This is a genomic window from Nocardiopsis ansamitocini (assembly GCF_030268225.1).
Lineage (GTDB): Bacteria > Actinomycetota > Actinomycetes > Streptosporangiales > Streptosporangiaceae > Nocardiopsis_D > Nocardiopsis_D ansamitocini.
Genome location: NZ_BSQG01000017.1, coordinates 18,909 through 29,677, shown reverse-complemented (window position 1 = coordinate 29,677; position 10,769 = coordinate 18,909). Strand labels below are relative to the sequence as shown.

The 10,769-nt window shown below is 68.0% G+C and carries 9 protein-coding genes and 1 tRNA gene; 5 read left to right on the top strand and 5 right to left on the bottom strand.

The genetic code is table 11. From position 1 onward, the window contains the following. Window positions 1–240: 240 nt before the first annotated feature. The 3 genes from QSJ59_RS24000 to QSJ59_RS23990 all read right to left on the bottom strand — a co-directional run bounded on the left by QSJ59_RS24000 (window position 241) and on the right by QSJ59_RS23990 (window position 3,954). Window positions 241–1,389: a glutathione-independent formaldehyde dehydrogenase gene (locus QSJ59_RS24000; RefSeq protein WP_285762046.1), complete on the bottom strand. Its 1,149-nt coding sequence runs from the start codon at window positions 1,387–1,389 to the stop codon at window positions 241–243. A 967-nt stretch (window positions 1,390–2,356) separates the two neighbouring features. After that, window positions 2,357–3,256: a nucleotidyl transferase AbiEii/AbiGii toxin family protein gene (locus QSJ59_RS23995; protein WP_285762045.1), complete on the bottom strand. Its 900-nt coding sequence runs from the start codon at window positions 3,254–3,256 to the stop codon at window positions 2,357–2,359. Continuing rightward, window positions 3,253–3,954, bottom strand: a complete 702-nt coding sequence (locus QSJ59_RS23990) for a type IV toxin-antitoxin system AbiEi family antitoxin domain-containing protein (RefSeq protein WP_285762044.1) — start codon at window positions 3,952–3,954, stop codon at window positions 3,253–3,255. Before QSJ59_RS23990 ends, QSJ59_RS23995 begins: the two co-directional genes overlap by 4 nt. Before the next feature lie 233 nt (window positions 3,955–4,187). On the opposite strand from QSJ59_RS23990, the gene QSJ59_RS23985 reads away from it, so the two are divergent. Beyond that, window positions 4,188–4,403 (top strand): hypothetical protein, encoded by a 216-nt coding sequence (locus tag QSJ59_RS23985; protein WP_285762043.1) that lies wholly within the window; start codon window positions 4,188–4,190, stop codon window positions 4,401–4,403. Window positions 4,404–4,603: 200 nt separating this feature from the next. Here the strand turns inward: QSJ59_RS23985 and QSJ59_RS23980 are convergent. Continuing rightward, window positions 4,604–4,688: transfer RNA gene (locus QSJ59_RS23980), tRNA-Leu, on the bottom strand. Window positions 4,689–4,814: 126 nt separating this feature from the next. Between QSJ59_RS23980 and QSJ59_RS23975 the strand changes: the two genes are divergently transcribed. The 4 genes from QSJ59_RS23975 to QSJ59_RS23960 all read left to right on the top strand — a co-directional run bounded on the left by QSJ59_RS23975 (window position 4,815) and on the right by QSJ59_RS23960 (window position 10,043). After that, window positions 4,815–6,137 carry a M20/M25/M40 family metallo-hydrolase gene (locus QSJ59_RS23975; protein ID WP_285762042.1) on the top strand — a complete coding sequence of 441 codons (1,323 nt, stop codon included), beginning with the start codon at window positions 4,815–4,817 and terminating at the stop codon, window positions 6,135–6,137. Between the two features lie 371 nt (window positions 6,138–6,508). Then, complete coding sequence (locus QSJ59_RS23970) at window positions 6,509–7,453, top strand: hypothetical protein (protein ID WP_285762041.1); 945 nt, start codon at window positions 6,509–6,511, stop codon at window positions 7,451–7,453. 189 nt (window positions 7,454–7,642) lie between these two features. Next, the gene (locus QSJ59_RS23965) at window positions 7,643–8,329 is read left to right on the top strand and encodes a chaplin family protein (RefSeq protein ID WP_285762040.1); all 687 of its coding nucleotides are present in this window, start codon (window positions 7,643–7,645) and stop codon (window positions 8,327–8,329) included. Window positions 8,330–8,636: 307 nt separating this feature from the next. After that, a complete protein-coding gene (locus QSJ59_RS23960) occupies window positions 8,637–10,043 on the top strand; it encodes a chaplin family protein (protein WP_285762039.1) in 1,407 nt (468 codons plus the stop codon). A gap of 320 nt (window positions 10,044–10,363) precedes the next feature. Here QSJ59_RS23960 and QSJ59_RS23955 read toward each other — a convergent pair whose 3' ends face one another. Next, window positions 10,364–10,549, bottom strand: coding sequence for a DUF5703 family protein (locus QSJ59_RS23955; protein ID WP_285762038.1), 186 nt, complete (start codon window positions 10,547–10,549; stop codon window positions 10,364–10,366). Window positions 10,550–10,769 lie beyond the last annotated feature (220 nt).

Below are 10,769 nucleotides of genomic sequence, written 5' to 3'. Positions count from 1 at the left end.
GCCTACGACCTGCTTGTCGAGGCCACGCACCTGCTGGCGGCCGAGGGCGTCGACCGGATCGTGGCGGGCACGGACGTGACCAACACCCCGATGGCCGCGACCTTCGCCAGGGCCGGCTACCCGGTGGCACAGGAACGCATCGACCTGACCTGACGACGATCTCGGCGGGTGACACGCCGACCAGCTCGGTGCGCCACCCGCCGATCGTCCCTCGCCGGGACGGCAGCCCCGGCCGGCCCCTCACGCCATGGCGGGTTTGAGCACGACCTTGGTCCAGCCGTCGTCCCGTTTGTCGAAGTGCTCGTAGGCCTCCGGCGCCCGCTGCAACGGGAGGTCGTGGGACACGATGAAGGACGGTTTGGCACGGCCCTCGTGGATCAGGTCGCGCAGCCTGCGGTTGTAGGCCTTCACCGGTGCCTGACCGGTGCCGATCCGCTGGCCCTGGAACCAGAAGGAGCCCATGTCGAAGGGGATCCGACCGTTGCGTTCGAGTTCGCTCGGAGAGCCGGGGTCGGAGGGCAGGAAGATCCCGACCACGCCGATGCCACCGGTGAACCGCACCGATTTGACCAGGTTGTTCATGGTCATCTCCGGGTGCTCGTCGCCCCGATGGTCGTGGGCCTGGTAGCCGACGCACTCGCAGCCGCAGTCCGCGCGCCGGCCCTCGGTGTGGTCGAGGATCTGTTCGACCGGATCGCCCTTGGAGTCGTCGACGGGGATCGCCCCCATCTTCTCGGCCAGACGCAACCGGTCCGGGTGGCGGTCGACCACCATGACCTTCGAGGCGCCCTGGAGCATCGCGGAGTACGCGGCCATCAGCCCCACGGGCCCGGCGCCGTAGACGACGCAGGAATCCCCGGGGCGCAGTCCCGCCAACCGGGTGGCGTGCCAGCCGGTGGGGAAGATGTCGGACAGCATGACGTAGTCGTCTTCCTTGTGCTCGGCGTCCTCGGGGAGCCGCAGGCAGTTGAAGTCGCCGAACGGTACCCGCAGGTACTCCGCCTGTCCGCCGTCGTAGGGACCCATCCCGGCGAAGCCGAACGCCGCCCCCGCGACGGCGGGGTCGGGGTTCGTCGTCAGACAGTAGGAGGTCATCCCGTCCTCACAGTTGCGGCAGAACCCGCAGCTGATGTTGAACGGAAGGCACACCCGGTCGCCGACCCGGATCCGCTCGACGCCGCCGCCGACCTCCGCGACCACCCCGAGGTTCTCGTGCCCCAGTACCCGGCCTGGTTCCAGGTCGGTGCGGCCTTCGTACATGTGCAGGTCCGAACCGCAGATGTTGCTGGTCGTCACCTGCACCAGCACATCCGTCGGGCGTTCGATCCTCGCGTCCGGCACATCCTTGACAACGACGTCCCGGGAACCGTTGTACACCAGCGCTTTCATGGTTCTGCCTCATTCGAGGTGGATTCGGAGTCGCGTTCTCGCCCCGTTACGCATCCCTTACCGAACCACCGGAGAGGCTAAAACCAAGTCGGGGTAGAGCCCCGTGCCAGTCCGCGTCAACGGCGTTCCGTCGTCGGCCGGTACGGGCCGTAGCGAGTCGGACCGGGAGCAGCTGGAAGTGTGGTTCTGGTCCGACTGCGGGTGCGGTAGCAGGCTGCCCATCGGTGGATGGTGGCGGAACCGATCTCCGAAGCGTTCGGCGGTCCGAAGAGAGGCGCCCGGCGGGGACAGGGGCGCATTCGAGTGGTGAGCGGGGGCCTCCTGGTGGTCGGTTCGGAGGCGGTGTTCCGTGTCGACACCGAGACCCTCCTCGTTCGTGTCTGGCGGGCGTCACCGATTTCAGTGGTCCGCTTGCGTCTGGACTTCTCGGCCGTCGGGGAAGTCCATCGCTGCCTGTTTGAGGACCTTTGAGGAGATGGCGTCGGCGTGGTTGCGGCTGGAAAGCTCCACATGCGTCCCGCCATGACATTCGGTGAGTAGCGCAAGGTGAATGCGTTCGACACCGCCCGGGTTCGGTTCCCTCGAGAAGGCCGAGGGTGAGGAGGATAGGGTGGGCAGAACGGCAGTGACCTTCTCAGCCCGCTCGATTCACTCTGGGCTACGAGAGTGTGCCCCGGCAGAGGGGTCGCACAACTTCTCCAATGGGACAGGCGCATCTCACCACGATTCCCCCTCCACTCTCGACGGTCCTGAAGACAATGGGCCCGATCATCGTGGAGCCGACTTCGAGGACATCGGTGGTTATCGGAGCCGGCGTCGTCGACGAAGTTGCTGCACCCGCATCTCACTCGGACGTCCCAAGCAGCCCGGCGATCATCGACGCCTAAGCGGTCGACACTTCCACAGCACCGGTGTTTTCACCTCAGTGGTCAGCGCACAGTTGAGGTGCCCCGAGGCTGCGGCCGTGCTACTCGAGAGATCTCCATGAAGCTGTATGGGGATCCCAGTTGCCCTGGGCCGTTCCGTGGAGGAGCGGGTCGAGGAACAGGGAGACCGCAGCGAGAGCCCGATCCAAAGTGTCGGCGGGTAGTGCCAGGGCACGTGCAGCCTCTGCGGCGTAGCCGGGTTCCCACAAGCTGCGGTCCGGAACGGAGAACTCTCGGGGGAGTACCAAGACCCTGCGCTCAGCCTCTGAGTACAAGGCGTTGCGTTGCTCATCGGCGGACAGGGCGGCCCGGTTGACGATGGAGACGATGTCGACGAGGTCCTTGAAACGTGTGGAGGGACGTCTTTCAGGGCCGTGCCGTTCGAGGATGGCACAGGTTTTGTCGGCGATGTGATCGACCAGAGGGTAGGCGCGATACCCGGAGCGCTCCAGACCGGGGACGTCAAGGGGAGGTAGCGGAGGGATGTCTTCGGCGGTGCCGGTCATGCGAATGTTCTCGGCCACGACGTCCACATGGAACTTCGTCCACACTGTTGCACCCAAGCGGGAGGTCACGGGTATGCGTACGCCGTTGGCTCCGTCGGAGATGGGCGTCGACCGTCCTGTCTCGAAGTGAAACCAGTCTCCTATGTTCTGTGCGGCCGCTTCTCGAAGATCACGCTCGGCTGCTTCCCGGTTGGTAGCCCGGTAGAGGTCGATGTCGACGGTCCGCCGCACCGCGAGCTCTCTGGCCAGCAGGGCAGTCGCTCCCTTGACGATCCAGTTGTCGTCGACGAGGTAGAGCCGAGCGAGCAGGCGATCGTAGGCGAACTGGCGCTGCAACTCGGGCAGCGGCCACGGGCCATTGGGGCGAGCTTGCGAACGCAGGCGGTCGGTGAGAGCTCGGCGGAAGGCCGTGGGGGTCTTGTAGGGCAGTGTCATGACGGTGGGTTCACGGTTTCCGTGTCGGAGATCTGGTTGAGCCAGAGGTCGCGTTCCGGGGCGGCGGCCAGATCGAGGAGCCATCGGAGCAGGGCGGGACCGTCTTCTCGGCGCAGGCCGAACCGTCCTGCGTGTGAGGACAGGGCGTGGGCCATCGATGTGGGGTCGTCGTCATCGGCGCGTAGGGCGTCTGCCGCGATATGCCCCACCGCCCCTGGGTCCTCATGAGCGGACAGCAGGTCTGAGACGATGCGCCGTGGTCGGGTCACCGGCAGACCGTCAAGGGTGGTCCAGTCGGTGTCCGAGAGACTGATCCGGTGTATTCGCAGTTCGGGGCGTCGGGATTGTCTGCGTTCGGGCAGTGTGAACTCGTGGACGTCGGCGGGGAGGTGACCGAGTCCGTAGAGCGAGGCGGCCGAACGGTGGGAGACGACGCCTTCCCGTGCACTGCGTTCCCAGGCCGGTGTGTCCGGGGCGAGTTGCAGCCATGCTGCCCGCAGATCCAGATGGTTCGGCGGCGGGCTACCTCTCAGGCGGTAGACCCCGTGGGCTACTCGTTCCAGGGCGGCCGCGTTCGAGGCGTGACGGGCGAGTGTACTCCAGGCCATTCCTGTGGCTTCGGCCTGACGGCGGGTGAACAGCCCCCACTGCTCTTCCGCCAGGTCGGTGAGTGAAGCCATCGTTGTCGCGTGTGGCATGCCTGCATTCTATAGTCCCTTCGCTATAAATTGCAGTACTGGTTCTCATTGTGTGCTTCGAAAGTGCCATCTGCGCTATGCAATGAAGTATCTCTGGGGCGGTCCTTGTGCGAGTAGGGCATCGAAGTGCGAAGCGGTTGCGGTGCGATCCCGGAGGATCGACTGGTCCACCACCCGCGGGGACTTCGGCCGGGCGAAGGCGTTGATGGGCCTGTGCGAGGGGAACCCCGGTCATGGGTACGGCTATGGCGGGTGCCCTCATGGGCGCGGGTGAGATCGCGCGGCTTCGGGGGAGGGGCCGAGTGCGGTCGCACGCTCGCCCGGCCACTGATTCCCTTCCGGGGGCCGGAACCGATCTCCTGGACGTCGCGAAGTGTGCGGAGGAGACCCGGGCCGAGGAGCCGGCCGCCGTGCCGGTTCGCATGGAGCAGGGCGCCGCGAGAGAGTAGCGGGGACGACGTCGCGGAGACGGTCCACGCCTTGGGCGGAATCACCCGTGTGCTCGGTGGTGCGGGCGTGAAGAGGCAAGCCGGGGCCGTATCGGGCGGGGTGCGGGCGTAATGTCCGACGGTGCACAACAAAAAGTGCGGGCCGAGATGAGACTCGACCCGCACCGGAAGACCCACGCTTCCCGCGAGGGAAGGATTTGTGTCCGAGGGGGGACTTGAACCCCCATGCCCTTAACGGGCACTAGCACCTCAAGCTAGCGCGTCTACCTATTCCGCCACCCGGACAGGTGGTGTCGGCGCCTCAGCGCCGGACAGGTCAACCATAGCAAAACTCTGGGGTGGCCAGTACATCGATTTGCCCGAGGCGGGAGTATGGAGGGAACGGAAGCAGACAAGAGGAGCGCGGTCGTCATGACACAGCAGCAGGGCGGGCTCGGTGCGGCGGAGGCAGAGGTCGCCGACCTCTGCCGGGAGCTCATCGCCATCGACACCTCCAACTACGGCGACCACTCCGGTCCGGGGGAGCGGGTGGCGGCGGAGTACGTGGCCGGCAAGCTCGACGAGGTCGGCGTCGAGTCCACGATCTACGAGTCGCACCCGGGCCGCTCCAGCCTGGTCGCGCGGATCGAGGGCACCGATTCCAGCCGTCCCCCACTGCTGATCCAGGGGCACCTGGACGTGGTGCCGGCCAACGCCGAGGACTGGACCCACCACCCCTTCGCGGGGGAGATCGCGGACGGCTGCGTCTGGGGCCGCGGAGCCGTGGACATGAAGGACATGGACGCGATGGCGCTGGCCGTCGTCCGCCAGCGCCTGCGGGAGGGCCGCAAGCCCCCGCGCGACGTCGTGCTCGCCTTCCTCGCGGACGAGGAGGCCGGCGGCTCCTGGGGTGCGCACTGGCTGGTGCGCGAGCACCCCGAACTGTTCGCCGACTGCACGGAGGCCATCAGCGAGGTCGGGGGCTTCAGCTTCACCGTCGGCGACAACCGGCGGATGTACCTCATCGAGACGGCGGAGAAGGGCCTGGCGTGGATGAAGCTCACCGCGCAGGGCACCGCGGGCCACGGGTCGATGGTCAACAACGACAACGCCGTCACCGAACTCGCCGCCGCCGTCGCCCGTCTGGGGCAGCACGAGTTCCCGCTCCGGCTCACCAAGACCGTCCGCCTGTTCCTGGAGGAGGTGTGCGAGGCGTTCGGCATCGAGTTCGACGAGGACGACGTCGACGCCACCGTCGCACGGCTCGGTCCGATCGCCAGCATGATCGGCGCCACCCTGCGCAACTCGGTCAATCCCACGGTCCTGGCCGGCGGGTACAAGGCCAACGTCATCCCGGGAAGTGCCACCGCCCAGGTGGACGGGCGTTTCCTGCCGGGCCTGGAGGAGGAGTACTTCGCCGAGATCGACCGGCTCCTGGGCCCCAAGGTCACCCGCGAGTTCATCCAGCACCTGCCGGCGGTGGAGACCGAGTTCAGCGGGGGCATCGTGACGGCCATGTCCGACGCGCTGCTCGCCGAGGACCCCGGTGCCAAGGCGATCCCCTACTGCCTGTCGGGCGGTACCGACGCCAAGGCGTTCGCGCAGTTGGGCATCCGCAACTTCGGTTTCGCGCCGTTGCGGCTCCCCCCGGAGCTCAACTTCTCCGGGATGTTCCACGGCGTGGACGAACGCGTTCCCGTCGACTCGCTCCAGTTCGGTGTGCGGGTCCTGGACCGGTTCCTCGACCTGAGCTGACCGGTGCGCCGGGGCGGGGGAGAGCAGGTGCACCGGCCGTCCTTCCCCCGTCCCCTGCGCGGGGCAGTTGCCGTTCGGCTGTGCACAACCGGGCTGTTCGGGGCGTTGGTTCCGAATTGTCGGGGTGATTGAAGCGGCTTCGTCGACGGGTGTGCGCCGGGCGGAAAAGTTTCTCCGCGGATTTGCGATTTTGGTTGTCCCAGGACTTCGCTGTGGTGCTAGCGTTACTTTCAGTTCGGAAGCAGTAGCTCTCCGTTGCTAGAAAGTGCGGTTAGCCGCACCGAGACCATGTTGTCGCACACGAGGGGTCACCCATGGTGTTCACGGACCGGAAGCGGCGGGATCTCCCCGCTCGCACGGTTCGTCACTCCGTGAACCCCCTGCTCGCCCGTGTCCTGGCCGTCGGTGGCATCGCCGCCGCGGGGTGGCTGCTGGGCGGGGCGGGTGCGGCCCTGGCCGACGACATCCCGGCGCAGTCGCCGGTCGAGTTGTCGGCCGTCACCGGAAACGTCCAACGGGTCGCGGAGAAGTCCCTTTCCACCGATGGGGTCGCCCGCCGGTTGGACGAGTCCACGCGTCCCCTCTCCGGTTCCTCGCTGTCGGAAACGGCATCGAGCGCCGGAGAGACCGCGCGCCACACGGTCGAGAACACGGCCGACGGCGCGGGCGGCATCGTGTCCGGAACCCTGAAGGCCGGCGAGAAGGTCGGCTCCTACGCCGATTCCTCGCTGATCTCGGGTGAAGGCGCACTCGCCGAAAGCATCTCCGCCGGCCTTGCCCGCCCCGCGGAGGAGATCAAGGACGGACTGCAGAAGGTCGTCAACGACGTTCCCGTGCACCGTTCGCTCCCCGATCTCGACCTGACCGGCCTTCCCGCGCTTCAGGCCAAACCCGAGCAGTCCGCTCCGGTTGCTCCCGAAAGCGAGAAGTCCGACCGCGCCGACCAGGACGACCTGGCCGCGCGCGAGTCCCGGGCACCCGCGGCGTCTCGCGTCGCGTCCGCCCACGGCGGTATCACCGCCATCGACAATCACGCCGTTGCCGCCAGCCGTGCGCTGGTCGGCAGCACTCTCTCCGCGGAGAAGTCCGACTCCTCCGCCGACTCCGCCAAGCCCGGTGACAATCCGTGGCGGCCTGGAGCCGACTCCTCCACCGGAGCCGTCTCCTCGTCCGGGGCTCCCAGCCCTGCGGCGGCGGGTTTCCTGGTGCACCGCGCCGACTCCCAGCGACTCATCGTTGGATTCGCCGTTCTGCCCGGGGACCCCACCCTGGTCGTTCGTGACGCCACGGACGACCCTTCTTTCTCGCCTGACTAGTCCACTCCCTCAGGCCGCCGGGATGCCCGCGCCTGAGCCTTGGTGAGTGCGTCCGCTCCGGACGCCTGGACACCGGCAGGCTCTCGCTCGAACCCATCTCCGTCCGGCCTGCCCGGTAGCGCTGCTGATCGCTGCCCGGGCCCGTCGGTCCGCTCAACCACGCTTTCCACCACACCGAAGGAAATGATCATGCACGGAAAGAAGCGAAAAACGGCTTTTGCGGCTCTTGTCGCCACCGGCTTCTTCGCAGTAGCCCCCCTCGCTCACGCAGACGTCACCACCAGCGGAAACGGATCGATCGGGGGCGGCAACCAGATCGTCGCCGACCTGGACGCACCGATCAACATCTGCGGGAACGCGATCGCGATCCTGGGGATCTCGGGGGCCTCCTGCTCGGGAAGCGGAGCCGCGGTCGTCGACCCTCCCGAGAAGCCCGAGCCGCCCGCTGAATGCGAGGACTCCGGCTACGGCGAGTGCGAGCCCGGAGAGCCCCCCACCGAGGAGCCCCCCACCGAGGAGCCTCCCGGATACGAGGAGCCCCCCACCGAAGAGCCTCCCGGTGGCGAGGAGCCCCCCACGGAGGAGCCGCCCGGCGGCGGTGGCGAGGAGCCCCCCGGATACGAGCCTCCCGGCGGTGGCGGCGAAGAGCCCCCCGGCGGCGGAGGAGAGCCCCCTTCCGAGAACCCGGAGAACCCTGATGAGCCGACCGTTCCCCAGTCCTCGGAACCCGGAACCCCCGAGAATCCCGGCACAGCGACCCGGCTCCCTGTGACCGGAGTCCAGCTGGTGGCCCTGCTGGGGATGGCGGGCAGCGCCATCGTCGCCGGTGCCGGCGCCCTCTTCCTGGGTCGCCGCCGCCGCGGAACCTCCAAGTAGTCCAGGCCGGCCTCGGCTTCCGGCATCCAGCCGGAGGCTGACGTGAGTCCCGCGCCGCGACCGTTCGACGTCGCGGGGTTCACGTCAGTCACTGCCCCTCCAGGGCGGAGCTGACCGGGCGTGCACGACCGTGCGCATCCCGCGTGGAGGCGCTGCGCGCCCCCCTCTCACCCGAGAGGTCCGTACCAACCAGGTGCGCACCGAGGGTGGTCCCCGGCCCGAAACGGCCGCTCCCGCCAGGAGCGAACCGCCACGGCCCACACGATTCCATCTCATCTTGTCGTTTCATACGAAAGGAACACCCCACATGCGTAAGTGGGTTCGCACCTCCGCGAAGGCAGCACTGCTGACCGCCGGTTTCGTCGCACTGGGCACCGGTGTCGCCATGGCCGACACCGGCGAGATCGAGACCTCCGGCAACGGTTCCGTGCTCAGCGGCAACCAGATCGTCGCCAACGCCGACGTTCCCGTGAACGTGGCGGGCAACGCCATCAGCGCCGTGGGCGGCGTGGCGGGTGCCTCCGCGGAGGACACCGGCGCGGTCGTCCTGGACCGCGGACGCGGCGAGGTCGAGACCTCCGGCAACGGTTCCGTGCTCAGCGGCAACCAGATCGTCGCCGACCTGGACGTTCCCGTGAACGCCTCGGGCAACGCCATCGCGGCTGTGCTCAGCACCGCGGGCGCCTCCTCCGAGGACACCGGCTCGGCCGTCGTGCACCAGCGTGGTGGTGGTGACGAGATCGAGACCTCGGGTAACGGCTCGATCCTGGGCGGCAACCAGGCCGTGGTCGACCTGGACGTTCCCGTGAACGTGGCGGGCAACGCCATCAGCGCCGTGGGCGGCGTGGCGGGTGCCTCCGCGGAGGACACCGGCGCGGTCGTGTTCGACCGTAGCCGCGACGAGATCGAGACCTCGGGCAACGGTTCCATCGCGGGCGGCAACCAGCTCGTGGTGGACGGCGACGTTCCCGTGAACGTCTCGGGCAACGCCATCTCCGCCATCCTGGGCGTGGCCGGCGCGGCCTCCGAGGACACCGGCTCCGCGGTCGTGCACACCAGCGGCTGGGGCAAGAGCCACGACCACGACCACGGCTACCGCACCTCGCAGCTGGCCCCGGTCGACACCGCCACCGTCACCGGTCTGATCAACACCGTCAAGGACGTCCGTCCCGCAGAGCTGGGCGCCAGCAACCTCGCCGCCGGCCCCGTGCAGCACCAGCGTGGTGGTGGTGACGAGATCGAGACCTCGGGTAACGGCTCGATCCTGGGCGGCAACCAGGCCGTGGTCGACCTGGACGTTCCCGTGAACGTGGCGGGCAACGCCATCAGCGCCGTGGGCGGCGTGGCGGGTGCCTCCGCGGAGGACACCGGCGCGGTCGTGTTCGACCGTAGCCGCGACGAGATCGAGACCTCGGGCAACGGTTCCATCGCGGGCGGCAACCAGCTCGTGGTGGACGGCGACGTTCCCGTGAACGTCTCGGGCAACGCCATCTCCGCCATCCTGGGCGTGGCCGGCGCGGCCTCCGAGGACACCGGCTCCGCGGTGATCGAGACCGGCCGCAGCCACCAGGCCGCCCCGGTCCTGGCGCCCGAGGAGACCTCCCTGTACAAGAAGGGCATGGCCGCCGGCGACATGATCACCCGTCAGGCCGAGCAGCTGTCCGGTCTGCCCAAGCTGGGCCTGATCGACGGCATCAAGGTCGCCGGCGTCTAGCCGGTCCCATCAAGCGATCCCGACGGCGTCGGGCCGGACCCGTTCCCGGCCCACGTCCTCGGGGCCCGATGCGCGGGCTCGCCCCCCGACTCTGCCCAGGCGTCTTCCTTTCGCGGTGGACCGGCGTTCTGGAACGAGACGGTCGGCGAGCGGGGCCGAACGCCCGCTGGTGTCTTCCTTTCGCGGTGGACCGGCACCGGCGGCGTAATCGGCCACCGGCATCACATCGAATAATGACGAGTCCTCCCGGGATCCTCCGGGAGGACTCGTTCGTGTCGGTCGGGCGAGAACAACCTCACCACAGGGTTATGTGAGCGAAATCACAGTGTCCTCATCTGGCGGATGATCTTGCGTCGTAGGGTCACGCGTCGGCTGCCGTCCAGATACACCCGAACCCGCGCCAGTTCCCACCTGCCGTACTCGGCGTGGTCGGTGAGCGCTTGGCGCGCGGTGCTACGGGAAGTGCCGCGCGGGAAACGAAGCTCCTGGTACTCGTACTCAAGCATTGCGCTTATTCTGCGACTGCTGATGGGTGTTGTGCCATAGCGTTCAGCAACGGGGATGATCAACACATGACTTTTGTCGGGGTCGCCGCTCAGGTCCCCGATCCGGCACACCGACGAGACTCGCGCGACGCGAGACCCGCGCCGTCGGTTACCGTCAGTTGCGGATGCACCGACAGCTCGCGCATCGCAGGACGAGCGCGCAGACGACGCAAGGCTTAGA